30 protein-coding genes are annotated in these 25636 nt (G+C 69.3%); 21 read left to right on the top strand and 9 right to left on the bottom strand.

The window, feature by feature from the left end; genetic code table 11:
• Positions 1-8: 8 nt before the first annotated feature.
• A complete protein-coding gene (locus ACIBHY_RS29845) occupies positions 9-1337 on the bottom strand; it encodes a purine-cytosine permease family protein (protein WP_397308390.1) in 1329 nt (442 codons plus the stop codon).
• 576 nt (positions 1338-1913) lie between these two features.
• Between ACIBHY_RS29845 and ACIBHY_RS29840 the strand changes: the two genes are divergently transcribed.
• Positions 1914-3443 (top strand): hypothetical protein, encoded by a 1530-nt coding sequence (locus ACIBHY_RS29840; RefSeq protein ID WP_397308389.1) that lies wholly within the window; start codon positions 1914-1916, stop codon positions 3441-3443.
• Between the two features lie 230 nt (positions 3444-3673).
• Here ACIBHY_RS29840 and ACIBHY_RS29835 read toward each other — a convergent pair whose 3' ends face one another.
• Positions 3674-3991: a hypothetical protein gene (locus ACIBHY_RS29835; RefSeq protein WP_397308388.1), complete on the bottom strand. Its 318-nt coding sequence runs from the start codon at positions 3989-3991 to the stop codon at positions 3674-3676.
• A gap of 148 nt (positions 3992-4139) precedes the next feature.
• Here ACIBHY_RS29835 and ACIBHY_RS29830 point away from each other — a divergent pair, with 148 nt between their 5' ends.
• The 9 genes from ACIBHY_RS29830 (at position 4140) to ACIBHY_RS29790 (ending at position 10515) form a co-directional block, all read left to right on the top strand.
• Complete coding sequence (locus ACIBHY_RS29830) at positions 4140-4484, top strand: DUF6504 family protein (RefSeq protein WP_397308387.1); 345 nt, start codon at positions 4140-4142, stop codon at positions 4482-4484.
• Positions 4485-5166: 682 nt separating this feature from the next.
• Positions 5167-5790, top strand: a complete 624-nt coding sequence (locus ACIBHY_RS29825; RefSeq protein WP_397308386.1) for a hypothetical protein — start codon at positions 5167-5169, stop codon at positions 5788-5790.
• Positions 5791-5908: 118 nt separating this feature from the next.
• A complete protein-coding gene (locus ACIBHY_RS29820; RefSeq protein ID WP_397308385.1) occupies positions 5909-6133 on the top strand; it encodes a hypothetical protein in 225 nt (74 codons plus the stop codon).
• Positions 6134-6243: 110 nt separating this feature from the next.
• Positions 6244-6555 carry a hypothetical protein gene (locus ACIBHY_RS29815; protein ID WP_397308384.1) on the top strand — a complete coding sequence of 104 codons (312 nt, stop codon included), beginning with the start codon at positions 6244-6246 and terminating at the stop codon, positions 6553-6555.
• A 55-nt stretch (positions 6556-6610) separates the two neighbouring features.
• Positions 6611-7087, top strand: a complete 477-nt coding sequence (locus ACIBHY_RS29810; RefSeq protein ID WP_397308383.1) for a hypothetical protein — start codon at positions 6611-6613, stop codon at positions 7085-7087.
• A gap of 162 nt (positions 7088-7249) precedes the next feature.
• Complete coding sequence (locus tag ACIBHY_RS29805) at positions 7250-7585, top strand: hypothetical protein (RefSeq protein WP_397308382.1); 336 nt, start codon at positions 7250-7252, stop codon at positions 7583-7585.
• Between the two features lie 926 nt (positions 7586-8511).
• Positions 8512-9009: a hypothetical protein gene (locus ACIBHY_RS29800; protein ID WP_397308381.1), complete on the top strand. Its 498-nt coding sequence runs from the start codon at positions 8512-8514 to the stop codon at positions 9007-9009.
• Positions 9009-9470 carry a hypothetical protein gene (locus ACIBHY_RS29795; protein ID WP_397308380.1) on the top strand — a complete coding sequence of 154 codons (462 nt, stop codon included), beginning with the start codon at positions 9009-9011 and terminating at the stop codon, positions 9468-9470. Before ACIBHY_RS29800 ends, ACIBHY_RS29795 begins: the two co-directional genes overlap by 1 nt.
• Positions 9457-10515, top strand: a complete 1059-nt coding sequence (locus ACIBHY_RS29790) for a tyrosine-type recombinase/integrase (RefSeq protein ID WP_397308379.1) — start codon at positions 9457-9459, stop codon at positions 10513-10515. Before ACIBHY_RS29795 ends, ACIBHY_RS29790 begins: the two co-directional genes overlap by 14 nt.
• 39 nt (positions 10516-10554) lie before the next feature.
• Here the strand turns inward: ACIBHY_RS29790 and ACIBHY_RS29785 are convergent, their stop codons facing one another.
• Both ACIBHY_RS29785 and ACIBHY_RS29780 read right to left on the bottom strand, forming a co-directional pair.
• Positions 10555-11292, bottom strand: a complete 738-nt coding sequence (locus ACIBHY_RS29785; protein WP_397308378.1) for a hypothetical protein — start codon at positions 11290-11292, stop codon at positions 10555-10557.
• Complete coding sequence (locus ACIBHY_RS29780) at positions 11289-11642, bottom strand: PadR family transcriptional regulator (RefSeq protein WP_397308377.1); 354 nt, start codon at positions 11640-11642, stop codon at positions 11289-11291. The genes ACIBHY_RS29785 and ACIBHY_RS29780 overlap by 4 nt, the downstream gene beginning before the upstream one ends.
• Before the next feature lie 126 nt (positions 11643-11768).
• Here ACIBHY_RS29780 and ACIBHY_RS29775 point away from each other — a divergent pair, with 126 nt between their 5' ends.
• The 11 genes from ACIBHY_RS29775 (at position 11769) to ACIBHY_RS29725 (ending at position 18872) form a co-directional block, all read left to right on the top strand.
• A complete protein-coding gene (locus tag ACIBHY_RS29775; protein ID WP_397308376.1) occupies positions 11769-11969 on the top strand; it encodes a hypothetical protein in 201 nt (66 codons plus the stop codon).
• Positions 11970-12377: 408 nt separating this feature from the next.
• Positions 12378-12686, top strand: a complete 309-nt coding sequence (locus tag ACIBHY_RS29770) for a hypothetical protein (protein ID WP_397308375.1) — start codon at positions 12378-12380, stop codon at positions 12684-12686.
• Complete coding sequence (locus tag ACIBHY_RS29765; protein ID WP_397308374.1) at positions 12683-13228, top strand: DUF6221 family protein; 546 nt, start codon at positions 12683-12685, stop codon at positions 13226-13228. Before ACIBHY_RS29770 ends, ACIBHY_RS29765 begins: the two co-directional genes overlap by 4 nt.
• Positions 13225-13887, top strand: coding sequence for a hypothetical protein (locus ACIBHY_RS29760; RefSeq protein ID WP_397308373.1), 663 nt, complete (start codon positions 13225-13227; stop codon positions 13885-13887). The genes ACIBHY_RS29765 and ACIBHY_RS29760 overlap by 4 nt, the downstream gene beginning before the upstream one ends.
• A complete protein-coding gene (locus ACIBHY_RS29755; protein ID WP_397308372.1) occupies positions 13884-14234 on the top strand; it encodes a hypothetical protein in 351 nt (116 codons plus the stop codon). Before ACIBHY_RS29760 ends, ACIBHY_RS29755 begins: the two co-directional genes overlap by 4 nt.
• On the top strand, positions 14213-14557 hold the full coding sequence (locus tag ACIBHY_RS29750; protein ID WP_397308371.1) for a hypothetical protein: 345 nt from the start codon (positions 14213-14215) through the stop codon (positions 14555-14557). Before ACIBHY_RS29755 ends, ACIBHY_RS29750 begins: the two co-directional genes overlap by 22 nt.
• A gap of 205 nt (positions 14558-14762) precedes the next feature.
• Positions 14763-15401: a hypothetical protein gene (locus ACIBHY_RS29745; RefSeq protein WP_397308370.1), complete on the top strand. Its 639-nt coding sequence runs from the start codon at positions 14763-14765 to the stop codon at positions 15399-15401.
• A gap of 534 nt (positions 15402-15935) precedes the next feature.
• Positions 15936-16295, top strand: a complete 360-nt coding sequence (locus tag ACIBHY_RS29740; protein ID WP_397308369.1) for a hypothetical protein — start codon at positions 15936-15938, stop codon at positions 16293-16295.
• Positions 16292-16678, top strand: a complete 387-nt coding sequence (locus tag ACIBHY_RS29735; protein WP_397308368.1) for a hypothetical protein — start codon at positions 16292-16294, stop codon at positions 16676-16678. The genes ACIBHY_RS29740 and ACIBHY_RS29735 overlap by 4 nt, the downstream gene beginning before the upstream one ends.
• Before the next feature lie 20 nt (positions 16679-16698).
• The gene (locus ACIBHY_RS29730) at positions 16699-17865 is read left to right on the top strand and encodes a hypothetical protein (protein WP_397308367.1); all 1167 of its coding nucleotides are present in this window, start codon (positions 16699-16701) and stop codon (positions 17863-17865) included.
• Positions 17865-18872, top strand: a complete 1008-nt coding sequence (locus ACIBHY_RS29725; RefSeq protein WP_397308366.1) for a carbohydrate binding domain-containing protein — start codon at positions 17865-17867, stop codon at positions 18870-18872. Before ACIBHY_RS29730 ends, ACIBHY_RS29725 begins: the two co-directional genes overlap by 1 nt.
• A 32-nt stretch (positions 18873-18904) precedes the next feature.
• On the opposite strand, the gene ACIBHY_RS29720 is transcribed toward ACIBHY_RS29725, so the two are convergent.
• From ACIBHY_RS29720 to ACIBHY_RS29700, 5 genes are all read right to left on the bottom strand, one after another.
• On the bottom strand, positions 18905-20014 hold the full coding sequence (locus ACIBHY_RS29720) for a hypothetical protein (RefSeq protein WP_397308365.1): 1110 nt from the start codon (positions 20012-20014) through the stop codon (positions 18905-18907).
• A 1-nt stretch (position 20015) separates the two neighbouring features.
• Positions 20016-21044, bottom strand: a complete 1029-nt coding sequence (locus tag ACIBHY_RS29715; RefSeq protein ID WP_397308364.1) for a thiopeptide-type bacteriocin biosynthesis protein — start codon at positions 21042-21044, stop codon at positions 20016-20018.
• A gap of 23 nt (positions 21045-21067) precedes the next feature.
• Positions 21068-22318: a lanthionine synthetase C family protein gene (locus tag ACIBHY_RS29710; protein WP_397308363.1), complete on the bottom strand. Its 1251-nt coding sequence runs from the start codon at positions 22316-22318 to the stop codon at positions 21068-21070.
• Positions 22315-25275 (bottom strand): lantibiotic dehydratase, encoded by a 2961-nt coding sequence (locus ACIBHY_RS29705; protein WP_397308362.1) that lies wholly within the window; start codon positions 25273-25275, stop codon positions 22315-22317. Before ACIBHY_RS29705 ends, ACIBHY_RS29710 begins: the two co-directional genes overlap by 4 nt.
• A gap of 109 nt (positions 25276-25384) precedes the next feature.
• Positions 25385-25555 (bottom strand): FxLD family lanthipeptide, encoded by a 171-nt coding sequence (locus ACIBHY_RS29700; protein ID WP_397094125.1) that lies wholly within the window; start codon positions 25553-25555, stop codon positions 25385-25387.
• Between the last annotated feature and the right edge of the window lie 81 nt (positions 25556-25636).

The raw sequence follows: 25636 nt of genomic DNA, 5'->3' as shown, positions 1-25636 counted from the left end.
AGCGGATACTAGGCGGAGGGTTTGCCGCGGCTGGGGGACCCGGTCAGGCCCAACTTGCCCGCGACCACGTACAAGACGAACGCGGCCAGCAGGGCGTTGAGCGCAGGGATTCCCCATTCGAGGTACTTACCGATGGCGGCGGCCGCGACCCAGATGACGAGCGCGGCAGGAACCCAGTTGGGAGCAGACGTGGGGACGCTGCCAGTCGCGCGGGACTCCTCCAGGAGGCTGCTCCAGCGGCGCACCACGTAGTACTCAGCGACCATGATTCCGGCAATGGGGGGAATGGCGACGCCGAGCAAGATCAGAAAGTCCACCAGGTGATCGGCGATCCCGAGCGCGGCCAATGTCGTGCCGACGACACCCAGGATGATCGTGACCACAGCTCGTCCGGCGCGGACGCCGAAGGTGGTGTGCAGGACGTTGGTGATGCCGAGCCCCGCGGCATAGAGATTCCAGTCGTTCGTCTTCAACGTTGCGGCAACCAACACGATGGTGCCGATGACGCCAGAGGTCGTGGTGACGATGGCGACGATGTCGCCAGTCCGCAAAGCATGAGCCAGGAGCACACCGACCAGCGCCAGCACATACTCGCCGAGCGTGATCCCCACGACGGTCTGCTTGACCACGTCACGAGCGGTGCGGTTGAAACGGCACATGTCCGGCGAGATGACCGCGCCGACAATGAAGCCGCCGGCGACCAGAGTGGCGCCCTGGGCGAGGCTGAGTGCCGGGCCGGGCGGGGCGGAGGCGATGAGGTCGCCCAAGGGCTGTTTACCAAGCTCGACGACGATGGCCCAACCCGCAAGAACGAGGAAGGCAGGAACTGTGATCCACGCGGTCCAGGCCATTCCCGCGAAACCGGGCACCACGATCGCGGTGATCGCCAGACCGCCTACGATCGCCCAGACCCACGCGGGGCCGCCCAGAAGTGAAGAGAGGCCCTGCCCGAGCACCGCGGACTGGACACCGAACCAGCCGAGGAGCGCCGTGGCGATGACCAAGCTCACCAAGCCCGATCCGTGGCGGCCGAACCCTGTCCAGCGCGCCAGCACGCTGGTCGATAGGCCCTCACGCATGCCGGCGATGCCGATCGCGATGGCGACGATCTCCAGGATGACGGCGCCGAGCGTGACGGCGAGGACAGCCGACCAGAACGTCATCCCCATGCCGAGTGTTGCGCCGAGCAGGAACTGCGACAGGGCTGACAACAGGCCGAAGCGTTGAATCGCGACGGTTGGCCAGCCGTACCTGGCCGCCGCCGGCACGCGTTCGAGAGCGTAGTCGTCGCGAGCTAATCCGTCATCGGTCGCCCTAGGCGACGCGGTTGAGGTCATAGGCACCGTCCCTTCGTTCTGTGCGTGGGGGAGACGCTAGAGCTCACCTGAGAGCTCTGTGAAGAGGCGATCCGCCCAGAATGGAAGCCATGAAAAGGCGATTTGCCTATGAGGTTGAACGCTCAAGCATGCGTGGTTACGACACGTAGCCCAACAGGCTGGACAGTTGCCGCGGACCAGGTCGGCCACGTTGCCCGCTGTAACGAGAGTCACGGAATCGCGGCATGACCTAGCCCGATCTACTCCAACAGGGGATCCCCACAGCCCAAGGTCCTCTCCTGAGCTGGTAGGTGCGCTTTCCCTATTGGCGGAGCTGGAGGTCGAAGTGCACTCCCGCAGCACGCGGGCCATGCGAACCGCCCATTTCGATGTCGGGATCTTCGGGTCATAGTGACCCCTCCAGCCAATTGCTCCCGCTCCGTGGAGCACCCACAGTCCATCCGTCCAGGCCCCGCCTGCTGTTCGACGAAAGCAACCACCATGCCCGCGTTCCGCGACGCGACCGCTCCCGCCAGGCGCACCACCTGCCCCTGGCCGTAGGTGCTCGCAACGGACTTTCCCCTAGGACCGCCAGACGTGACCATTCCGCCCAGCGATCACGACTACCTCTTCAGCCTCTACCTGCGCGCCCTTCAACGCCCCAGCACCGAGCAGCCCGACAGGTTCGCGCTAGTCAACGCGCTCGCCGCCGAACTGACCCTCTCCGACGAGCGCGAGAAAGTCCTGCTCGCGCTGCTGTCGCTGGAATGCGAGCGCCTCGTCACCGAGGAAGACCTAGAACCCAAGAAGATCATTAGCCATCTTCGCCAGAACACGACCCTCACCCGCGGAAAGACCTTCATCTACGACTTGCTGAAGAAGGCGCCCGAGGCGAGCCAGGTCATCGGCGCCGTGCTCGAACGGGAGGAAGACCTCCTGAAGCTTGCCGTCGCCGACCCCTCTACAGGCCACACGTACCGCCTACTCGCCCAGGTACGGATCATCCAAATCCGCGACGCCGCCAGGCGCATTCTGGGGAGATTTACGCGCCTCGACGCCGCCGCGATCGTTCCTGCCGGCGTGGCCGGCTTCCTCGGAGGGAAGTCCCTCGCAACGTCGGGCAGCGCAACGGGAGCCGCTGCCGCAGGCACAGCAGGGGTAGGGACCGCCGGCACCACCGCGGCGCTAAGCGGCGCCAGCGCCGCCGTGGCCACCTCCAGCACCGTCACCGCAGGCGGCTCCGGCCTGCTCAGCATCGCCAGCGGCGCCATCGCCCAGGTCGCCACCGCAACCGGTGTCACCCTCACCCAGGCCGCCACCGTTGTAGCCGCCGGCGGGCTCCTCGCCACGGCGCCCCTTCTGGCCACCGGCCCGCCGCCAGAGCCGCCCGCGGCCGTCGCCGAAGCCGCCCCGAGTTCGCCACCCACGGACGAGCCCGCAGCGCTGCCCGACCAATTGTCACCTACACCGGATGTCCTCACGACCGGTTCCTCCGGAACGTTCCCAGCCACCCCAACCCCCGCAGCGATGAGCACCGCCACGTCGCCGCCAGCGCAGCCAGCAACCACCGCCCCACCTACACACCCCGCGACCGCGACAGCCGCGACCTCCGCCCCGCCAACGAAGGCGACCACGGCCCACACGGCAACAACGAAGGCAACCAGCACGCCGACAGCCCCAGTCCCAGCGACAACGGAACCCCCCATCCACACGACAAGCACCGCCACGGCAGCACCCCCGCAGCCGAGCACCTCGCCCGAACAGCCGTCAACCTCTCAACCGTCCACAACCCCCTCCGGCCTGCCCACCCAGACACCCATCACGACTCCCGAGCCATCCACAACGCCCGAGCCGTCCGAGACGCCAGAACCAACGCCCGCCCCAAGCCCAACGGCGACAGGCACCCCGCCACCAACCTCGACGGCCACGCCCAGCTCGGCGGCGTGGGCCAAGGATGCCGACAACGAGCGTGATCCCCGCCCCTTCGACACCTCGCCAACCCGCGGAGAACACACCGTCACCCTGAACGTCGGCCTTGACCTCAACAGCAACCTGTCGCAGACCCTGCCCACCCCGGCATCAGGCTTCTGGTACGGCGGCACGACCAACACGCTGGGGTGGCAATGAGCGCAAGCCCGCGATACCCACTGCCGTGGTGGGAAGACCCGCTGATCGCCCCCACCGGACACGCCCCAACACGCCACCTCGACCCGATCCTCTCCGCGACAGCCAGCCGCGACGTGCATCGAGCGGGCTGCGAATGCGGCAACTTCTCCGGACCAGTGGTTGCCAACGGCGAAGAACTCTGGAAGGCGTTCGGCTGGCACATGCTTCATGTCCAACAGGAAGCGCACTGGTTAGGTGAGCAGCCCCAATAGGAGCGCCGCAGCTCCGGCTGCCTTGCCAGCCAGAACCGGATCGCTCCACGGGTGCTTGATCTGACCGACTTCGGTCCCAGCAAGATTCAAAATTCGCCATCCAACGGCCGTGCCAACTTTCTGCCGGGAACTGTTGAGGATGTTTACGCCCTGCAGCTGGCCCACTTCTACACCGTGGGCGTCAACCACCAACCAGCCGTACTTGACCTCGCCCACCTTCGTGCCAGATAGGTCGAGAATTTCTCGGCCGTACCGGATCGAACCGAGCTGCTGGTATTCCGCGTTGAGCACTAGCATTCGGGCGCCTCATTTCCTCTTGAAGCTGCTCCCTGATCGGCCGTCCGGCGAACCACGCTTCTTATGTCTTCAGCTCAACCCGCAAACTGTTTGCATGCAAGTGACTGCCCCGGCCAGATTCAGGCCATGGCTGGCGTACCCTCACCGCATGGAGGGGGAGCACTTCGACCCGGCAGACCTCGCGCACCTGGTCAACCAGACCATCGACGTCCAGACCCAGGACGATGACCACGTGTCCTTCCCGCTCGGCCGCCCGATCCGCTTTCACTGGCCGGCGCGAAACCGCACCTACGAGATCATCGGGTGGGAACGCGACCCCTGGTGCGAGTCCCGCCCGTGGTGGACTGAGAACGACCTGCCGCCCGACGCGCCAGGCGACGACTGGTACTACAAGGTCCGCGCCAAGGCCGCCCACTTCGACCGCGACGGTGTCCTCGTCATCAAACTTGACACGGCCCGCCGCACATGGACCCTCATCGGCTTCGAAGACTGATGCAGGGGCGCTCGGATCACCCGATGCTGGCCTACCTGGTTTCGCCGAAGGGCGGAGCCTTGAACAAGCCCTCAGGCGTGCGAGTAGAACAGACACCCACCCGTAGGAGGGGAGACGCTCTCCAGGGTGGTGCTGTACCCACACCGCAAGATCGTTAGGGGAGGGGACAGGGTTCGACTCGGACGCCTACTGTGGGTCCAGGGCCCCCTGTCCGCAGGAGTGCGAAGCCCGGCCGACAGGGGGCCCAGCCACCTCGGACTAGCCGGGGTGACGCGGATCGAACCAGATCCACAAGATCCACAACAGCAGTTTCAGTACCGCCACCGCTATGTGAATCCCCTTGCGTGGCTTCTTCCGCTCGCCGTCGTCGCTGTCCACTCGGGACCCTCCTCTCCACCGGACCTTCCGGTATCGCAGTCCGGACGGGCCGAGAAGAGCAACGGCGCCCGCTCATGATGACGCAGAACGGCGAACCGTACATCCAGTGCTCTGCACTCCAAGGAGCGACCTTGTCCCTCGTGGGCTGAAAGAAGCAGTCCAGGGGAGGACGATCCGCACCCGGAGGCGCTCAACAGCACGCTCCGTGAACGCGGACCCAAGCGACCATGCTGTTCGTACCGCTCTACCACCTGCTGCGATACCCTCTGAATCGAAAGAGTCTTCGATTCGCTAGGCGTCACCAATGTCCACCGACAAACCCGCCCCGCAGCCCGTCGAACTCCCGCGCAATGCTGCCAAGGCCGGGTACCTTCACGCACTTCGGGAGCACCTCGATGGCACCCGCGAGGCTTGCATCTCCTGGGTGGAATACGTGCCCGGCTACCGCGGCGGGCTGGAAGAGCGTGGCCCCGTGTGGGTGCCCGAGGATGAGGTCGTCCGCATGCGCGACGTCCGCTACGACGAGATCGACATTGCCATTGAGAGCGTCGCCGCAGCGGTACCGGAGGTCGTTCAAGCTCCAGCACCGCCAGGCTGGCCCGCGGTGCTGCCGCCGCCCAGCGTGTCGGTGGGGGAGGAGCGCCTGGCCGCCTGGCTCCTAGACGCCATCCCGCCTGGTTATCGCGCCCACGAGACGCTCGTCGCGCAGCCGCTCGTTCTTGCTTGGATGGCGGCCGAACACACCCGGCAGGCGATCGACGCGCACACGAAGGGCTACCGCTCGGCGGCTGTCGAGCTCAAGCAGTACGAGGCGCCGGAGACCATCCAGGATCTGCTGGAGTTCTACTCGGTCGAACTCGACAGGCTGCATCGCCTGTTGAAGGAGGTCTACGCGGTTAGCCGGTACCTCATCAACGCCCACTCCTGAGGACGGTTCGCCCTATCGAGAGCCCCTATAGACAACTTAAAAGAAACTTGCTAATGTTTCGATCTGTGAGCGGCAGACGGCCGTGATCGGCTACAGGGCTATTCCTTGGGAGTTGCAGATGACCGCCATCCAGATCGCCTCCATCGTCATCCCGTTCACGCTCAAGGGCGGCACGCTCCTCTTCGCGTACCTCGCGCGCCGCAACCAGCTCCGCAACGTCGCCGAGAGTGCTACCGATCCGCGAGTCTGCGTCGGCACCGGCGCTGACGGCACCCCGATCTACCTGACCGCCCCCGCCGACCTCACAGCCGACGTGATCCGCCAGCGTCGCGGCGACGCCTGAAACCTCCCGCGAGTGCCCGCCTCGCCATCCTCAACTGCCCCGAAGCGTTAGTAGCTGGAATGAAACTTCCAGGAACTAATCGTGCGAGGGGTCACGAAAGGAAGCAGCCCGTGACGTTCAGCGAGGACCTCGCCGAGAACTACCCCCGCCCCAAACTCCTCGCCATCGACCCCTGGGACTGCGCCTGCACCGAATGTCTCATCGGCGAGTACAAACCCCTCCGGTACGCCACCCCCGAAGACATCGCCCGGATGCTCACCGACCACCTCGGCAACAACACCGGCATCACCTTCAGCGTCACCGCCGCCATCCGGGACGGCGAGACGCTCGCCACCACCGAAATCGCACACCAAGTGATCGTCGCCTGCCGGTACAAGTCCTGGACCGTGGAACCCCACCTCCTCGGCTTCTCCACCAAGTAGCCCCCCGGCCGCCGGGCGCCCCCGCCCGGCGGACCCAGCCCTCCCGGAGCAGCCCATGTCATCCAGCGACGCGATCCTCGCCTACGGCTACAACCTCGGAGACAGCGGCTCGTGGGACATCCACGAGCTCGAAGACGACTACGACAACCTCGTCACCCTCGCCTGGTACGACGAGGACAGCGACGACGACCTCGAAGACCAGGCCATGCGCCACCTCCTGAACGCGTCCGGCTTCACCGAGACGTTCGCGACCCGCCGTGATGACGACTACTGGACTCGCGAGCATGAGGCCATGCAACGCATCGGCGTCCAATTCGACACGTACTGCAACCACGTCGAACCCATGCAGGTCATCGCCGCCCACATCATCACCGTCAACCGCGGCTCCACCCTCCTCATCGAGCCCGACCGGCTCGCCACCGGCCCTCAGCGCCACGACTGGGACACCAAACTCGCCGCCGCCCTGGACACCCTCGCCATCACCCCCAAGCAGCCCGCCCCCGCCTGGATCCTCTGCTCATACGGAGACTGACCACCCCGGCCACCGAGCGTCCGGCGCCCGCCCCGATACCTGGAGCCGACAGCCACATCACCGCCCACCGCCACGGTCGAGCTCAAGTTCGACGAGTGAGCATCCGTCCTGCCCCGTCGCATGCACCGCCGACCACAACGAAGCCCACACAGAGGAGACAAGGTGAACGAAACTGACGGCTTCAAGGGCATGGCGCTCACCTCATGGGGGGCGACCAACTACATCCGGCGCGTCCAGGGCGGCCATGCCGCACTCATGGCCACGCACGCCCCCGCAAACTGGGACGCCCCGGACACCTGGTCCGAGATACCCAAGTGCCCGACATGCCGCAACCACAGGGGCAAACGGCTCGCCTGGCCATGCCCGACGTACGTGCTCATCCTGCACGGGCTGGGCTACGACACCAGCCCGGCGATCCGGCTGATGACCGCGCTGGGCATCAAGCCGCCGAAGCTGCCCGACGTCTGGGAACTGATCCACCCGCAGAGGAACACCTGATGGCGGAGAAGACCGACATCGCACGCGTCACCCTCCAAGACCTCCAGCCCGGCCGCCTCGTCTACATCCCCGCCGGCGCCGCCCTCTCCCGCGAACGCCCCCTCGCCCTCATCATCGGCGAAGCCACCCCAGCCAAGGGGCTCCCCGGAGACGTGTGGCTCGACGGCCAGGTCCTCCGCGCGGACGGCTCCAACCCCTACCGCTACAAACCGCCTGGTTCATCGCCACCATCGACAAACTCCGCATCGCCCCGCCGGGCATCCGCCGATGCGCCGCCGCGCACTGCCCCGCCTCCTACGACACCATCGCTATGCACCAAGGCGAACCCATAGCCCCCGGCTGGCGCATGCTCCAGAGAGGCATCCTCGGCGGAACCAACCTCTGCCCCCGCCACGCACCCACCGCCACCCCAGACGGCACCGCCCATCTCCACGTACCGGAAACCATGGACCGTGACACCGGCGTCATCACCTGCACCTGCGGAGTCCCCATCCACCCCCTCGTGGCCCGCAAGGACGCCCCCATAGTCCGGGGAGCCTGCGTACTCGCCTACGGCTCCCACATCACCGCCATGACCTCACGGAGAGCCTCATGACCACCACCACTGAGAACCCTTTGACCAGAGGGCAGACCCCGCCCCGGGAGTTTCGGGAGGCTAACGCGCGCGTACGCGCGAGGCGTTGGTGGGAGGGCTGGGACGGCAGGTCGCAGGCGGAGTATGTGCGCCGCTACTACGGGGTGCCGGCGTATCGGGGTGATCGGGTGGTCGTGGACGGGCGGCCGGGCCGGATCGCGTCGTTCCTGGGGGGTGGTCTGCGTGTGCAGTTCGACGGTGGCCCGGGGTGGAGCGTGCCGTGTCACCCGACGTGGCGGGTGTTGTACGTGGACGGGTCGGCGCGGCCTGCCAGGCAAGGAGGGCAGGGCGCGTGAGCGGCTTTAATGCTGCCGTCGTCGTACCCGGGCCTGGTGGCGGGGATGCCGAGCCGACCTACTACCGGCATCGCAACCACGACTTCCGGCAGGAGATCGTGGTGCGGGCGTGGCGGGCGGGCGTCGGCACTCTGTGGGGGTTGACGGTGACCGGTGATGAGTGCGGGTTCGAGCCGCAGGTCGCCGTCCACGTTCGCACTGGCGCGTTCTCGATCTACACGCGGTTCCCTGCGTTCTGGTCGGCGCTGGCCGAGCGGCAGCCCGGCACGCTGGACGAGGTCGCGGGCATCCTCGACGAGCTCGGCGTGGCCGATGAGACGGCCGACGTCGAGCGGTCCCGGGCGGTGACGTCGGCGCTGCTGGCCGAGGAGTTCGACACCTGGCGGGACGGCTGGGAGGCCGACCCCGATGAGGAGCCGCTACCGCCCGACCCGCACCCTGACGACTACGAGCCCGACCCCGGGGAGACTACTCAGCCGGAAGAGGCCCGCTGATGGACCGCGCGTCACCGCCCAAGATCGACCTGCGCACCGCCGAGGAGAACGCCGCCGCCGGGCACCGGCAAGCGGCGCGCGACGCCTACTACGGGGTACGGCGCCGCCTCGCCCGCCGGGCATCCCACGACGAGACGGCGTCGCCGTACGACCTGGTCGCTGACGCGCTGTTCCACGCGTTCGCCGACGAGATGTACGCGGCGCTGTCCAGCCCGGACTTTACGCACCGGCTCCAGGAGCGCGGTCTACGGATCGGGCCTGCCCTGGACGAGGGCGTGCCGCCCGAGGCTCCTGACGAGTGGGCGCACGAGATGCTCGGCTTCGGCGATCCGGACGGAACGCCTGTCGAGCCGATAGAGCTGATCGACAGCCTGTACGCAGAGGCGTGGCGCGCCGGGTGGGAAGCCCACGCCGCGGCGCTCCCGGCCGGAGAAGAGGGGAACGAGCGTGACGACTGCTGACCGGCTGCCCGCCCTGGCCGCTCCCGCCGGCGAACTGCTCGCCGACGACGTCGTGGTGCGAGTGGACCCGATCCGGAACCCGTACCGGTCGTATCTGGACAACCTGCGGTCGCCCGGGTCGAAGACGGCCATGGGCGGCTGCCTGGACCGGCTCGCCCGCATCATCCGCGGCAAGCCGCTCGACGACCGCGCTGTGACGGGGGAGGACTTCCCCTGGCACGTTCTCCGCTACGAGCACACCACTCGGCTGCGCGCGGAGATCCTCAAGCAGGGCTGGTCAGCCGCCTACATCAACAAGCATCTCGTCGCCTTACGCCGGGTGCTAAAGGAGGCGTGGCGGCTGCGCCTCTTGCCCGCCGAGGAGTACCAGCGCGCCATCGACCTCGAACAGGAGAAGGCGTCCACGCTCCCGGCCGGGCGGCATATCCCGTCCGAGGCGCTGGCCGTCCTCCTGGCGGTGTGCGACCACCCCAGGCCGGCCGACGTGCGTGACCGCGCCATGCTCGCAACCCTGTACACATCCGGGGTACGGCGCGAGGAACTCGTCACCCGCGACCTCGCCGACTGGGACTCCGAGACCAACGGGATCCGCGTGCTCGGCAAACGCAACAAGGAGCGCATGGCCTACGTGCCCGACGACACCGCCGCCCTCATCGAGGAGTGGATCACCATGCGCGGCCGTACCCCCGGCGCACTCTTCCCCGCCCTGTGGAAGGGCGGACGCCTACGCACGGACGCCAGCGGCCGGCCCGCCCACATGACGGGGCAGGCGCTCCGCAAGATGCTGACCAAGCGCGTCGGCCAGGGCGCCAAGCTCGACCCCACAATCAGCAAGCAGCCAATCCGCGCGCACGACTTCCGTCGCACCTTCATCGGCGAACTCCTCGACGCCGGCGTGGACCTGGCCACGGCGCAGGCCCTCGTCGGACACTCCTCCCCAGCAACTACCGCACGGTACGACCGGCGGCCGGAGAAGACCCGCCGTGCTGCGGTCAACCGGCTTCGCCTTCCTGGCCAGTCACTGGTCAACCAAAGCCCGGGTTGACACGCAGGGCAGTGGCTCTGTCGAGATCGCCGAAGCCTCTCAGACGGTGCCATCGTCATCAGCTCGTGGAAGATCGGGATCGCCTTCCTCGCCGCTGATTTCAGTTGTCGGGTCGTCAGCCCAAGGCCTCTGAACGGCTGAGGCAGCCCATTCGCGGGTTATCCAATGCACATCGTCATTGTCAATCATGTGAATTGTGGTGTCGTTAAGCCAGACATTCCCAAGACCTGCGGCGAACCGAACGTCGGCTATCCGACGCTTCAGATCTTCATCCAAGCCGAGGCCGGCGGGAGCGAGGATTACAGCTCCGACGGAGCGCTTCCACTCACATACAAGGAACTCCCTGTCGCGCACGTAATCTTGGATTCGTGATACGAGGAACGACTCCGGCTCGTCGGTGTCCTGGCCCAGAGTCGAGGTTTGCCTTCGATGTGGCTTGACCATCTTCCCAATTGCGGCAGCGGGGCTGCCCATGAGGTTGGTTGCGTGTCTCACGCCGCGGACGACTCGGGTGATCGGCAATCCCTCGGTGTCCCGCGTCATGTGGAGCAGGTCAGGGATCCACTCCTCGTTCAGGACCTGCTCACGGATCTCCTCTGGAAGATCTTGCGCAGCGCGGTGAAGCAGCCACAGGGGGAGGCGCTCCAAACGGGTGGCGGCTTCCTGCTTGATGAGGTCGCTGCATGTAGTGCACACCACGGTTACCAGCACCCCGAGGAGGGTGACCAGGGCGCCTAGCGTGAACAGGAAGGCTGTGGCGAGCAGGTCGTAGATCAACGGCAGCCGCCTCGGATGATGACGGCCTCGGCGTCGGCGGACCTGGGCGGACGGTACTGGTTGCTGATCTCCGTGAGCTGGTAGGTGGCCTGGAGTCGGCCGATCTCGGTAAGTAGGTAGCCGCGCCGGCGAGGTCGCCCCGCCTGGGACGGGTCGATGTTCTCCTGATGACCCTCAATCCATCCGGCTCGCTTCAGTTGGGCGAGGATCGGGTAGAGCGTGCCGCTTGGCTGGCCCGTGGCCTGCATCAAGTCGTAGCCATAGCGCGCCTGCGAGGGGTCTTCCAGGAACTGTTTCAGGATCTGCGCCACCTTGGGTGTGACGCTGACCGGAGTCTCCTCGGGTTCCATGTAGGAGATCCTACATAGGGGCGGTCCAGGGTGAGTGTGATTGGCCGGACGAAGTCAGAACGGTGCTACAACCCATCTCGAAACAGCACCCCTCGACTGTTTTGTCCGTTTTTGTAGTGTGGGGGTGTGGCGGTCTGGCGAGGCCCGAAAGGCATCGAAGTCGAGGCGATCATCCTCAACAGCACCCCTACGCTGCGCGCCACCCAGCGCTTCGACGACCGCGCCGTACTGCTCGGCCACTGCCGCTCGGTCGCCGACCTGAAGAAGCTGGGCATCGAGCTGGCCGATCTCGAAGAAGGAGATGCCGCGACGTCCCCCGCGCCGTAGCGCGCCTGGAGCCCACCACTCCGGCCGCCTGAATCGTAGGCGGACGCTAGGCGCAGCCGCTTCATACGGTCCTCTCCTCACGACGGAGAGGACCGTTTCTCATGCCCCGTTTGTTCCCCCGCCAGAAGACCCGCGCCCCTGACCGGCTGGAGATCCGGCTCCCGCCTCCGCAGCTCACTGTCCCCTGGCACGTGATCGTGCTCCGGTACTCGCCGACGTCCCGACGCACCTTCCGCCGCGTCCTCCTTGCCGCCCAAGCTCACGGCATCACCGTCAAGGTCCAGCACGACCACGGCATGCTGTTCCGGCTTCATCTGCTCACCCTTACCGGGGCACCCCGGCCGCTCTGGCGAGCTTCCGCAAGCGCCTGGACCAGCTTCACCCCCTGCTCGCCCCCTGGTGGGCCCGATGAATGGCCTGTCCCTCCGGCGCGGCCGGCTCCTCGTTGCGCCGGTCGGCACCAGCCCGGCCAGCCGAGACGGCTGGCAGGAGGTCAGTGCCACCGACAACGTGAACTACGCGCCGCACCTCATAGAGCGGATGCTGGCGGTGCCGCAGCGGCTCCCGGCCCGCGTCACGTTCACCATGCCGTTCCGCATGACCCGCTGCTCCTGGCGCGTGCACCGCCTCATCTTCGGCAAGCCCCACCCCAGGCAGCAGCAGGCCAAGGCGCGCTACCGTCAGCGGGCCCGCCGCCGGGCAAGGGGACGCCGATGAGCCGCCCCTACGACGAGCTCAGTTCCCGCGACCCCGGCACCGCCACGCCCAGCTTCGATGTGCAGCAGGCCCGCGACATGGTGGCGTGGCTCCGCGCCACCATCACTGGGACCCGGGTCCTGGCCGAACGCGCTGAAGGCGGCACTGTCGTCTGGCACATCCAGGCCAGCGACCACCAGTTCGTGGACCTCGCTTCCCGCCTCGCCGGCGGCAGCGTCATGCCCGTCACGTACGGCGGCGACGAGGGCGCCATGATGCGGCGCGACGCCGAGCACGCCGTACGCCACAACCCCCTACACGAGTACCAGATCGCCAAGTACCACCTGAGCCTGCTCGACCAGCACGCCATCCGAGAAGACAAGATCCACCGTTACGACGACGACGGCGGCCGCCACCTCGCCCCGTTCGCGACCTGCGCCTACTGCGACACCGGCAACCCGTACGAGGCGCCCCACATGGGCTACCCGTGCCCCACCATCCGCGGACTCCTCGCCGCCCACCAAGCCCTGCCCGGCTTCAGCCCCGAATGGACCGAACAGTGATCATGCCCGAAGACCCGATCGCCGCCGCCCGCCAGAACCTCACCGAGACGGAGCGGATGGTCCACGCCGTCCTCGCCGACCCCGGCTACGTCACCGACAGCCCCGCCGCCGGCATCTTCATGCAGGACGGCCCCGGCGTGCTGCTGCGCCTGGTGGCCGCCCACCACGAACTGCTGGACCAACTGGAAACCGCCAAAGCGCGGACCAAGATCTCCGCCATGAACTACGCCGATTGGATCGACGGCAGCCGCTACGAACGGCCGCTCCCGGACGGGCCCGATGCCGACGCGCTTCCAGGCCTGGAAGCCGCTGTACGCACGCTGTCTGCCGGAGACCGGGACCCGGCGTCCGGGGTGAGACGCTGGCTGGAGCAGCTCGCAGACCACTGGCAGCACGACACCGACGAACCGCCCGTCCTGCCGTCGCACCTACGCGTCATGGTCGCCGAGTCGTGGGTGTCGTGGGCCGCCCGCGCTGACATGAACCTCCGCACATCCGGCGCCGAAGCCGGGAAGCTCAACATGACCGGCCCCATGAAGGTCATGTTCCACGCCCGCCTGTGGGACGGCCGGCAGATCGACAGCAGCGAACGCGACACCCCCACCGCCAGCGAAGCAGACAGCGCCGGAGACGCGGCGTTCGGCCTGGACCCGTTGTGACCATCCGAGACGACCAGGACGCCGAGCCAGCAGCCAACGAACGAGCGGTCATTCGGCCCAGCGTCAGCGGCGGCAACAGCCTCGCCGAGTACGTGGACCGCCTCCTCAAGCACCAGGTCGAGCTGTACGAACACTACGTCCTCCTGCACGGCAACCAGCTCGCCGACCTACCGCCCAGCGGCTTGGCCTCCCGGATAGGGCACTTTCAGCCCGAGCTGATGGAAGCCAGGTTCATCATCGCCAAGCACCTGCGCTCCCTCCGCGCCCGGCCCCGCCCGCACATCCCGCCAGCGCTTCTCCTCACCCTCACCGCCCAGGAGACCCCATGGCCACGTTCGACCGCCTGACCATCATCTGCGCCTACGACAACGCCGAAACGGAGACCGTGCGCCGTAGCCTCGGCATCGCCTCCAACCAGGTTTGGGAGGCCGGCGACGCCGCGAAGCTGGGCGGCGTGAGCGCCGTGAAGTTGACCATCGTGGAGACGCCTCGCTTCCACCAGCGGCCCGACGCCGACGCAGTCCGGCAGGTCCTCCACCTGGTCAGCCACAACTCTCAGCAGGTCACCCGCGCCACCCACCGCGGGGAAGGTATGCAGGCGTCGTCGTTCCTGAGTGCGCTGCCCGACAGCGGCCTTGTTACGAAGCGGTGCAAGCGTTCGGAGCCCTGAAGAATTCACGCAACGTAGCGGAGAAGCCGAGAATCGCGAGGCGAACACCTACTCTCCGTGACTTCCGTGGGTGGCCCGCCATCCCACACAGGAGGCGCGCCAACTACGGCGCGATAGTGACAGCCCCCAGCCAACAGCGGTTGTGCACAGATTGAAGATCGATTACCGCGTCCCAGCCCCATCCGATGACCCCGGAAGGACCCGCGTGCCTGGAAAGCGCCGCACAGAATGGTCCAGCAGCTACACGCACCTGGTGGGTGCCAACATCCGACGCCAGCGGCTACGACAGCGCCTATCGGTCGAGAAACTCGCCACACGCTGCACCAGTCTCGGCTACCCCGTCGAACGCTCGAACCTCGCCAAGCTCGAACTCGGCCAGCGCACCAGCGTCGCCATCACCGAGCTCCTCATCGTCGCCAAGGCGCTGGGCGTGCCACCCCTCTTCCTGCTCACTCCGCCCAGCGGCGACCGCGTGGAGATTCTGCCTGGTGTCGAGACCAACTTGCGGGAAGCGTTCGCGTGGCTCGACGGCACCGCCCCTCTGCCTGACGATGAAGACGACGAGGGCGCCGCCCCGCGCGCCGAGCTCCGATTGCTGCGCAACCACCACCAGCTCGTCGCCGACTGGACCGCCCGTGCCCGCGCGGCCGCCACCGCCCAAGCGCGCGCCGACGACACCGAGCAGCACAGGGAAGCGTGGAAAGAAGCGGCACGCGTCCACGCGGGACAAGCAGCGCACGCCGAGCAGCTACTCGCTCAGCTCCGGGTGACGATGCGCGCCCGAGAGATCGCCTGCCCTGCGCTGCCGCCGGAGCTGATCCACCTCGATCTTCGCGACGAATAGCAGCCGCCTACTCCTTGGCCCAGCAGTCGGGGCAGTAGCCGAGCCGTAGCTCGCGCACCAGCCTCTCAACACGACATGCCTTGCACCGCTTCGGTCGCTGCTCAGGCGGCACACTCGATGGCACCTGTCCACGCTCACGGGCATACAACTTGCGCTTGCCGGGCGGACGGCCACTACGGCGGCCGCCATGCGTCATGTCTCGCGCCACCCCGTGAACGTAGCGCGCCAGGCCCCTTCCGGGGAGCGCTACGACGATCCGAAGAGCATTGTCGGCCAGGTTCCGAACTGACATGCTCGCAGCCATGATCAGATACGGCACTCACGGCAGCGGTTGGGCCCCCACCAGCGACACCGGTGGTTGGGCCCCCACAAGCATTACGGGCGGCATACGCCACACGGGAGGTATGCGCCACACGGGCGGCTGGTAGCAGCACACTGGCATGGGAGAGCTCGCCCCGGCAGGGGTGCCGAGCTCTCCCTATGTCTTGGCCTTGGGCCGGGACGCAAGCACACCAGCTCCGCCACCATGCGCCCATGGCCGCGGCAACCTACGACCTGCTCATCGAGCAAGGCACCCCCTACGACCGTGTCCTGACCCTGCGCTCCCGAGCCGAAGGACGGCCACCACTCGACCTGACAGGCTGCAGCGTCCGCGCGCAGGTACGTGCTCACCACGGCGCTGACGCCGCGCTCCTGTACGACCTGGCCACTGGTGGCGGGCTTACCATCACCGATCCGGCTGCGGGGAAGGTCGCACTGCACGTCCCCGCCGCAATCTCAGCCTCCTGGGGGTGGCGGGTCGGCGTGTATGACCTCGAACTCGTGGCCGCCGGCGGCCAGCCGCTGCGCCTACTCCAGGGCACCGTCCGCGTGACCGGTGAGGTGACCCGATGAGCAACCCTGACGTCGAGCTCGTCGTCCAGCAGACCGCAGGGCCCGACCTGAGCGTGCAGCACGACGGTGGCATCTCGCTGACGATCGAGCAGCACGACCACGTGGTGGAACTCGACCTCGCCATCCCCGGCATCCAGGGGCCGCCGGGGGTCCGCGGCGAGCAGGGACCGGCCGGGCCTGAGGGCGGCGCCTTCCAGCGCGAGTACCAGTTCGCCATCCCCTCCCTGGTGTGGGAAGCCGAGCATGGCCAGTCCCGGCAGCCGAACCACACCTGCTTCGCCCCGGGAGGGGAGCGGATCGAGGGTGATCCGTCCTACCCGGACGCGCGCACTATCCGCATCACCTGGGCCGTGCCGATGTCGGGCGCGCTCCGTCTCACCTGAACCCATCGGGGGACATCACCATGCCGAATTGGTACAGCCAGCACAGGTTCAACCAGATCCCGCCCACGGGCCTGGTCCTGCCATCGTCGTCTACGGAGCCGAACTCGCCCGTCGCGTTCGAGCTGTGGGCCAGCCCCGCCAGCGGGAAGGCCTCCTGGCGGACCCCGGGCGGCACGTGGATGGCGCTGGACGACGTCGCGGACGGCACGATCACCAACGCCAAGGTCGCCGTGAACGCGGCCATCAGCCTGTCCAAATTGGCGACCAACCCGCTCGACCGCGCCCAGCACACCGGCACCCAGCCCGTGGCCACCATCGCGGACTTCGTCACGCAGGTACGCGCCAACCGGCTCGACCAGCTCGCCGCCCCCGGCGCCGACGTCGCCCTGGCCGGGTACCGGCTGACCAACCTCGGCGCGCCCATCAACGCCAACGACGCCGCACGCCTGGCCGACGTGCACGCCGCGGCCGCCGGCATCAGCGTGAAGCCCGCCGTACGCGTAGCCACCACCGCCACCATCACGCTCAGCGGATTGCAGACAATCGACGGGGTGAGCGTCCAGGCCGGCGACCGGGTGCTCGTCAAGAACCAGACCACGACGACGCAGAACGGCCTCTACACCGCGGCATCCGGCGCGTGGACGCGCACCACCGACGCCCTCAACCCCAACACGTTCGTGTTCGTGTCCGAGGGCACCAGCCTCGCGGAGACCGGGTGGGCCATCTCTACCAACGGCGCCATCGTGGTCGGCACCACGGCGATCGCGTGGGCGCAGTTCGCGGGCGGCGGCGGGGGAGGCGGAGCCGGGGCGGGCCTCGTCCAGAACGGTGGTAATAACGACATCGTCGCCGCGGACGGCAGCATCATCGTCCAGCCCGACTCCATCTCCGTGGGTCTTGTCCCCATCGCCAAGGGCGGCACCGGCGCCACCACCGCCACGGCTGCCCGGACCGCGCTCGGCATCGGCGGCTCCTTCAGCGCGGACCTGCCCGCGCTCACCCCCGGCGCGTGGCACAACGTCACCCACAGCCTCGGCTCGCTCGACGTAGCCGAGCCGAGCTTCCGCGAGGTCGCTACCGGGGAGTTCGTCGAAATGGACTCGAAGGTGATCGACGCGAACACCGTGGCGGTCCGCTCCGCCCTCGCAGTCACAGCCGCCACGATCCGAATCAAGGTGACGTCCTGATGCGCCTTCTCACCCCCCTCCACCTGCCCGCACTCACCACCCCGCCTGCCCCTCCGGCCGCAGGGCACGTCGCCATCCACTCCAGACTTGACGGTTCCCTCCAGACCGTGGACGCCGCCGGCGCCGCCCGGCGTATCCCAGCCGCACAGCGCGCCGAGATCGCCGCAGACTACGTGCTGGGCACACCCGGCCTGTGGGAGACGGTCCTTACCCACCAGGTGACGCCGGGCGCCTACCGGCTGGCCTTCCACAGGCGCGCCCAGGTCACGCGCGGTCAGTGGCAGTACACGCGACTCACCGGTACGGCCAACGCCGCGCTGTCACCGCTGCTGCTGGTCGGCATGCGCGACAGCAACCCGTACGGCGACCTCCGGCACAATGTCCAACTCGGCGACGTGTTCCTCGGCGGCGATGACAAGGTCGCCAGCTTCGATGAGCTGGCCGAGGGGCTGCTCGTCGTCACCACGCCGGGCAATCTGCGCGTTCAGGCCGCCCTCATCGGATTCCGTGACGAGATCGACTTCGAATCGGGCGGGCCGATCAACCACTGGGGCCAGGATGGCGCTGACGTGCTCGACCAAACCGACGAGGTCACCGCGCACGGCGGCGCCCTCTCGGCCAAGCTCACCGCCTCGGGCGCCGACCGGGCGGTCGTGTACCGGTGGTGGCGGACAGAGCCTGGCATCATCTGGACGATGCGCGGCTGGCTGTACTCCCCCACCGGGCACCCAGCAGGCACCGTCCGGCTCAGCTACTACGACGACGGCGGCAACAACCTGGCCTACACGGACGACACGCAGCCCATCCCAGCCGGCGTGTGGACCGAGGTCCAGGTGAGCACGACCGCGCCGGCCAACGCCTTCGAGGTGTACGCCCACATCGGGATGGCGGCCGAGGCAGGTCACACCGCCGGCAGCATCATCTACGTGGACGACATGGCGTGGACGGCCTCTCCAGGGGTCGCCCGGATGCTGGCCGGGACCTCCCTCCAGCTCACCCCTGCCTGACGTCTTCGAATGTTGATGTCGAAGTGCCGCCGCTAGTCAGCGTCCTTGACGGAAAGCAGGTGCTGCTCGGCTGTCGAGGCGGCTGCCAGGAGAGTGCTCGTGTGGTGGGGCGTGATGAAGCCGGAGTCGAGGCCGGATGCGCGGAGGAGCGTCAGCATGCTGCGCCGTTCCGCGGGCGTCAGCATCGCTGAAAGCACGGAATGCGCGAGGAGTTCGCGGCAGACGTAGGCGTCGCACAACGCGATGAGCGTGATCGATGATCGCAGGCCGTCCATGGGGAGAGTGGTGTAGCCGTGGGCGAGGTCGAAGGCAGTGATGGCGGCGCGGGCGCGGAAGAGCGCCGTGGCGGGTTCGTAGTGGTCGCATAGCTGGAGGGTGTGGTCGAGCAGCTTGCACACGTCCTGGTCTGTGGGTGCGCCGATGGTGTGCCGGCAGTAGAGGCGCAGGAGGGAGGCCACCGGCTGCTCCCACGGGTGGGTAAGCAGGCTGTCGTCGATCAAGGATTCGGCCTCATGGTGGGCGCCGCGTTCGATGGCGGCGATGATCGTGACTTGGCGGCCGTCCAGGAGGTGGAGGCCGATACCGCGACCGATGCGTGCGGCGTGGTCGGCTGCCTCCTGCCAGCGTCCGGCCATGGCCAGGGCACGCGAGCCATCGGCCAGCAGCGCCGTCCACAGGAACTGGCCCACCCCTCGGCTGTCGGGTGCCGCGGTGAGCGTGCTGAGGTGGATACGGCGTTCGCCGATGGTGGCCTCGCGCTGGCGTTTGGCGGCGTTGAAGAGTTCGTCGAGAAGCTGGTATGCGGCGCCGCCTTCGCCTTGGCGGATGAGCTGCCGGGCGAGGTTCAGGAGGGGTTGAAGGGCAAGTTCCGCAGCCCATGCGGGCAGGGGTGCCTGCTGGGCCAGAGCGTCGTGGTGGAGCCAGCACAGGGAGCGGGCCAGGGCGGGCAGGGCGCAGTCGGAGGCGATGAGCGCGGCCATGTTGCACACCGCGCTGGCGCGCGCGATGCGTTCGCGGCCTGCCATTGCTGCTAGTTCTGCGGCGGATTGGGTGAGGGCGGCGATGCGGGCGTCGAGGGGCTGGCAGGTCGGGCGTGGCCGGGCGACCAGCGGGAAGCGTCGCGCGATCGTGGGCAGGTCCATGTCACCTGCCCTCAGTGGGTACGGCGGGAAGGGCCGAGTGGTCAGCGGGATGGGCCGGGATCGGCGCGTCGTCGTTCATGGCGGCCGCGTGAGCGAGGTGGGCCACAATCGCTTGGCGGGGGCCGGAGACGCCCGCGCGGTTGAAGGCGAACAGCGCGTGGCGGGCGAGGACAGCGCGCAGACCGCGCTCCAGCGCGCCGGTGCGGGCGAGGGTGGCCAGGTCGCGGCCGGCGATCGCGAAGGCGGCCACCCGGGCGCGCCAGGCGGTGCCGAACCGTTGGGCGGCGGCGTCGGCGTTCAGCAGGTGGGCGATCTCGGCCAGGGCTGTCTTGACCTGCTCGCGTGGCGGGAGCTGCGGCGGGTCGCGGTGGGCGGCCACGCGCGCCCACACCTCGCCCTGTTCGTGCGCGTCCAGGCCGGTGGCGCGCAGGAGCGTGCTGATCAGCAGGACCGACGCTTCGCGCGTGCCCGCTACGGGCAGTGGGGAGGCCAGGTCGGGGCCGGAGAGGAGGGCGCGGGAGTCGGCGCAGAACAGCGCGTGGGCTGTGCGCATCGCTGCGGGGCCGCCGAAGGCGTACGTCTCGGGTTCGTAGATGCCGGGCGCCCAGCTGTGCAGGTGCCCGTGGGCGGCCAGCCCGTCCAGGATGATGGCGAGCCGTCGTCGCGCGAGCAGATTGCTGGGGCGTACGCGAAGGCGCAGGCCGCCATCTTTGCGGAGGAAGTGGTAGCCGCCGATCTCTGCGTCCGCTTCGGCCCGACCGAGCTCGGTGCCGAGGCGGGCGAGCATCATCGGGTCCAAGCCGTGGCAAGGGGAGTGCGTGGGGGCGGTGAGGGTGACCTGGTGCCAGACGGGCCACTCCGACAGCCGGAGCAGGGCCGCCTCACCGGCGGTGCGATACAGCGCGACGGCGCGGGCCAGCTCGTCCTCGGCGAGGCCGAAGCGGGCCGCGACCGCGGCGGGCGGGTTGCTCGCGAGGACCGCTTCGACGGCTTGACCGGCGGTGGTGGACGGCACAGGTAGGGCGCTCATCAAAGATCCTTCAGGAGGGGGTGTCAGCAGTTCAGGAGGAGGGCGGCGTCCCACCCTGAGATGGGCGCTGCCCCGGTGCCGAGCGTGTGCAGGGCGAGCGCGATGCCGGCGGCGCCGTCCAGCAGTTCCGGGTTGGATTCCGGCGGCGGGAGGCGGGCGATCAGGCGGGCGGTCAGGGCGGGCAGTTCGGCGGCGATCTGGTCGTCGAGGGCGTCACTGGACATGCGCCAGGCGGCTTGCAGGAGCCCGGCCACGCCGTGGCATAGGCCCGGGTCGGGTAGCCGGGTGTCGAGGCCGGGGTCGCGCAGCGCGGCGAGGATCGCCTGTTCGGCGCAGTGGTGGCGGTCGGGTTCGTTGAGGGCGAGAGCGGCGAGCTGCTGTGCGCGAGCGGTTCCGGCGACGCCGTAGCACCACGACGGGCGGGGGCGGTGCGTGGGTGCCGGCTGGTGCTGGGTGAGGTCGCGGGCGGTGACGTAGCCCGGCCACCACGGGCCGGACTCGTCGTCGCGCAGCAGGGCGTCGGACCAGGCGCAGATGCGGCTGATCGCCTCGGCCAGCCCGGCGACCGGCAGGCCGTGCAGGGCGGCCAGGGACAGCAAGGCCAGCGTGGAGCCGATGCCGTGGGAAAGGCCTAGGTTGCCGTGCCCGCCGGGAAACGCCCCAAGGTCGCGCGAGCCGTTGGGGGCGACGGATGTCCACCACGGCGGCAGCCCGTGCCGGGCGGGCAGCGGCTGGGTGAGCCGGACGTGGTAGGAGAGCACGTCGTGGGTGATTGGGTGGTCGGGGTGGCGGCGCAGGTGGTAGAGGCCGAGCCCGCACAGGCCGCGGATCAAGTCGAACTCCTTCAGTTCGGGGAGTTCGCCGCGGTCGATGCGGGCGTGCGCTGCGTCGAGGCGGGCTCGGGTGAGAGCGTCCACTGCTTCGTCCAGGGCGGCGAGTGTGCGCCGGGCTCGGCCGGGCCTGGGGAGGGTGGCGGCGTGGGTGACGAAGGCGAGCGCGGGCGCGCCGGTGTAGAGGTTGGCGTTCGCCGCGGCGGTGACCGGGTCGGCGAACGCCGCTTCCAGCCAGGCGTGCGCGCGTGCTTCGTCGCCGTGCCCGGCGTGGGCGCGTTCGATGTGCAGGAGAGCGATGCCGCAGGCTCCACCGGCTAGGGACTGCGGCCAGGCGCGGCCGTCCTCCGGCGGGAGGCTGGCGTGGACCTTGCCGGGGTCGGCGAGCGCGTCCGCGAGCTTGTCGCAGGCGGACAGCGCGTCGGGCAGGGGGCGGGTCGTCATGTGCCGCTCCGGGTGCGCGCCGACCAGGACAGGGCGGCGGCACGGGCCAGGTGCAGGCAGAGCGCCTCGCGGTCGGGGTCGAGGCCGGCCGAGCGGGCGTGGTGCAGGTGCAGCAGGTCGGGCAGCAGCGCGGCCGGGTCGGGCAGGGCGTGCCGGTAGTCGGCCAACCGGTCGCGGCGCCGGGCCCACGCCGCGGCGAGGTCGCCGCCGTATGGGAGAGCGGTGCGGGCGGCTGGATCATGCGGGTGGGCCAGGGCGACGGCCTGCTCATAGAGCGCTCGGCCGGGCGCGGCAGAGCTGGGACAGGTGTTCACGATCAGCCAGCGCATGGCCGCGCCGGGCTCGCCGAGCAGGCCGATGGCCAGATCGAGCATGCTCGCGGCGGTGACTGCTCGCAGGTCGGGCCCGCCGCGGGCGTTCGCGGCCTGGAGCTGGGCCAGGGCGGAGGCCGAGTCCGTGGCGAACACGTCCTCGGCCGCGTCGAGCGCGGCGGGGCCGCCGAAGCGGGCGACCTCCGGGAAGTAGGTGTCCCACACCGTGCGGGTGAGGAGCCCCGCCGTACGCAGGCTGCGCTGCCACTCGGCCAGGCGGGCGGCAGCCGCGGCGAAGGCGCCGGCTGGGACGGTGACGCGTAGCCGCAGGTGATGGCCGTGGGCGGGATCGTGGTAGCGCAGGAACCACGACCGCGCTCGCAGGCCGTACTCGTCCAGGTCGGCGAGCAGGCGCGGCAGGTGGCGGGCCAGGATGGCGTCCTGCTGATCGGGATGGCCGTACAGAAGGAGGGAGAAGCGCTCTCGGCCGCCGGGCAGGTGCCCGTGCTCACGCACGCGGACAGGGGACGCGATCGGGGTGGCCAGCCAAGGCGGGGCGGGTGTGGGCGGGATGGTCGCGGCCAGCGGGATGACGACTTCGGCCGTGTGCCCGCCCGCCCACCCGTTGGCGTCCGGCGCCGGGTAGGCGGTCAGCAGGGCGGTGGTGGTGCGCTGGAGATGCGCGCGCAGCAGCGCCCGGTGGGCGGGCACCGCCAGGTCGAGCTGCAACACGCGGTCGCCTTCGGCCACAGCGAGCCGCGCCGGGGCGCCGACTAGTTCGCGCCAGCGGGCCAGCGCGTCCTGCCACTGCGGCCAGGGCGCGTCCGGGCCGGGCAGATCACTTGCGTCGAGCCGCCAGCGGGCCGGCGCCAGGATGGTCTTGCCGTAGCGCACCGCGGGCAGGAACGGCAGCCCGGCCGCCGCGCCCCAGTCGAAACCGGCGCACGGACTGGCCAGGGCGGCGCCGATCTCGGCCAGGAATCGCGCCAGCGGGTGCGTGTGCCGGTGCAGGTCCACGGCGTTGAACAACATCGGCGCCAGCACCCGGCGCCGCGACAGCGACACCAGGTAGAGGCGGTGAGCATCCGCGGTGACGGCCAGGTCCTCCAACGCGATCACCTCGTCACCGTCCTGGTGGAACTCGCCCACCGGCAGCAGATGGGCCAGGACGCGGGGCACGCGGGCGACGTTCTGGGTGCGGGTGTGCAGCGGCGGGGCGGAGATCTGCACCGGCAGCGCGCCCGCCACCGCGGCGGGCAGGCCGGTGTAGACGCCGCGCAGGCGCTCGCGATCCTCGGCGCCCAGGAGCGGCAGGAACCGGCCGACGCTGGTACCGGCCGCGCGGGAGACGCCCAGCACGGTGAGCTGAAAGTCGCCGTCGCTCAGCGCCTGCTCGCTGGATGCGGCGAGGTGCACGGTCAGTTCGGTGCTCGGCTGGATGGTGGGTGCGCCCTCCGCCGGTTGCGGGGCCAGGGAGTTGAGGGTGGCGTCGTCGAGCACGATCTCGCGCTGCCTGTACAGCGCCGCCTGCTGGGCGAGCGCGAGCAGTCGCCGGTCGCGATCGGTGAGCACGACGGTGGGGGCGGCGCTCGCCGAGCCGAGGTAGTCGGCCGGGTAGCCGAGCCCGGTGCTGGCATCGACGGCGTCGGCGACCGGTACCAGGGCGCGCGGACCGTACCGGGCCAGGAACGCGGAATGCCAGTGCGACCAGCCGGAGCTCAGGTGTGGGCGGCGGGCCAGCCGCACGAGCGCGGTCGCCGCGGCGGCGGCTTCGTCGGCCACCGCGTGCGGCAGGCACACGTCGGCGTCGAGGTGCAGGTCGGTCGTGGTCTCGGGCAGCGCGGCCGCCGGGGACGTGCCCTGCGCGGGGGCGGCGCGCAGGTGGGCCAGCACGTGGCCGAGCGGGTCGGATTCGGCCATCGGCGGGCGCAAGCTGGTGAGCAGAAACCGTTGCCGGACCATGGCGGCCACCAGTTGTCCGGCGGCCTCGGCGGTGCCGCCGGGGGCTTCGGTCGCCAGCCGGTCGGCCAGGTCCCCCCACCGGACCGGCTTGCGCGCCCCCTCCAGCGCGGCCCGAATCGGCGGCGTCAGCCGTACGGTGGCGGTCACCGGCGCACCGTCTGGTGTGTGACCGGGCGTGTACGCCAGGATCGCGCGGTCGTCGTGTTCGCGGATGAGGTTGTTGGCCCGTACCAGCAGATGCCGGCGCAGGCGGGGGTCGGTCTCCAGCTCGGTGATGACCTCGGCCATCCAGCCCGCTCCGGCCCGCGGGTAGGGCTGATGCTCGGCACCGAAGCGCACCTTCGCCGCGTCACCGAGCCCGGCGGCGGTGATGCCCGCCCACCGGCCGAACGGCGTCGCCCGGCCGGTGGCGCGCAACCGGTAGCGCAGCACTGACAGCACGGCTCGCCGCTGCGCAGTCTCGGGAAGATCGGCTCCGGCGCACATGGCGCGCGCCCGCTCGGCCAGGACCGGGCTGGCCTGCTCCAGGGCGGCGGCGAAACCGGGCGTGGCGAGGGTCTGCTCCAGCCACGGCCGCCAGGTCACCGCCCCAGCTAGCTCGATCAGATCCGGCCACGACGGCGCGAACGCGGCGTCGGGCAGCGCCGTCGCACGGACCACGACGGCGTCGAGAGGTCGATACACCGGCTCTCCCAGTAGGGAAGGGGGCGCCCGGCCCAGGCTGGCGGGCCAGGCCGGGCGCCCCGGGGACGGTTGGGTTGGAGGGGTCAGAGACGCACCATCGGCGCCCTGGCTATTTGCAGGTATTGGGGCAGGCCGACGCGCACGTCTGGCCGCACCCGTCGTCGGTCATCCGGATGAGCCGGTCCGCCTCCGGGCCGGCTTCGACGATGGCGACGTCGAACTCCCAGTCCGCGATACCGGTGTCGGTGTCCGGGGCGGATAGAGCGAGTTGGGTAGACACAGGAAACCTCCTGTCCACAAAGGGGGCGATGGTGGGTGTGTGCCGCGGCCGTGTGCCGCGACGCTGAAGGGGAAGCAGCCG

This window comes from Nonomuraea sp. NPDC050547, from assembly GCF_044457345.1.
Lineage (GTDB): Bacteria > Actinomycetota > Actinomycetes > Streptosporangiales > Streptosporangiaceae > Nonomuraea.
Note: the sequence above shows the minus strand (reverse complement) of the source record. Positions and strands in the feature narration are given on the sequence as shown.

Coding starts and splice junctions, on each gene's coding strand:
- ACIBHY_RS29720 (WP_397308365.1), bottom strand. CDS start 20,014: ATGGACCTGCCCACGATCGCGCGACGCTTCCCGCTGGTCGCCCGGCCA.
- ACIBHY_RS29845 (WP_397308390.1), bottom strand. CDS start 1,337: ATGACCTCAACCGCGTCGCCTAGGGCGACCGATGACGGATTAGCTCGC.
- ACIBHY_RS29735 (WP_397308368.1), top strand. CDS start 16,292: ATGAGCAACCCTGACGTCGAGCTCGTCGTCCAGCAGACCGCAGGGCCC.
- ACIBHY_RS29730 (WP_397308367.1), top strand. CDS start 16,699: ATGCCGAATTGGTACAGCCAGCACAGGTTCAACCAGATCCCGCCCACG.
- ACIBHY_RS29725 (WP_397308366.1), top strand. CDS start 17,865: ATGCGCCTTCTCACCCCCCTCCACCTGCCCGCACTCACCACCCCGCCT.
- ACIBHY_RS29830 (WP_397308387.1), top strand. CDS start 4,140: ATGGAGGGGGAGCACTTCGACCCGGCAGACCTCGCGCACCTGGTCAAC.
- ACIBHY_RS29740 (WP_397308369.1), top strand. CDS start 15,936: ATGGCCGCGGCAACCTACGACCTGCTCATCGAGCAAGGCACCCCCTAC.
- ACIBHY_RS29810 (WP_397308383.1), top strand. CDS start 6,611: ATGTCATCCAGCGACGCGATCCTCGCCTACGGCTACAACCTCGGAGAC.
- ACIBHY_RS29750 (WP_397308371.1), top strand. CDS start 14,213: ATGGCCACGTTCGACCGCCTGACCATCATCTGCGCCTACGACAACGCC.
- ACIBHY_RS29835 (WP_397308388.1), bottom strand. CDS start 3,991: ATGCTAGTGCTCAACGCGGAATACCAGCAGCTCGGTTCGATCCGGTAC.
- ACIBHY_RS29780 (WP_397308377.1), bottom strand. CDS start 11,642: ATGGAACCCGAGGAGACTCCGGTCAGCGTCACACCCAAGGTGGCGCAG.
- ACIBHY_RS29820 (WP_397308385.1), top strand. CDS start 5,909: ATGACCGCCATCCAGATCGCCTCCATCGTCATCCCGTTCACGCTCAAG.
- ACIBHY_RS29825 (WP_397308386.1), top strand. CDS start 5,167: ATGTCCACCGACAAACCCGCCCCGCAGCCCGTCGAACTCCCGCGCAAT.
- ACIBHY_RS29765 (WP_397308374.1), top strand. CDS start 12,683: ATGAGCCGCCCCTACGACGAGCTCAGTTCCCGCGACCCCGGCACCGCC.
- ACIBHY_RS29770 (WP_397308375.1), top strand. CDS start 12,378: ATGAATGGCCTGTCCCTCCGGCGCGGCCGGCTCCTCGTTGCGCCGGTC.
- ACIBHY_RS29715 (WP_397308364.1), bottom strand. CDS start 21,044: ATGAGCGCCCTACCTGTGCCGTCCACCACCGCCGGTCAAGCCGTCGAA.
- ACIBHY_RS29795 (WP_397308380.1), top strand. CDS start 9,009: ATGGACCGCGCGTCACCGCCCAAGATCGACCTGCGCACCGCCGAGGAG.
- ACIBHY_RS29710 (WP_397308363.1), bottom strand. CDS start 22,318: ATGACGACCCGCCCCCTGCCCGACGCGCTGTCCGCCTGCGACAAGCTC.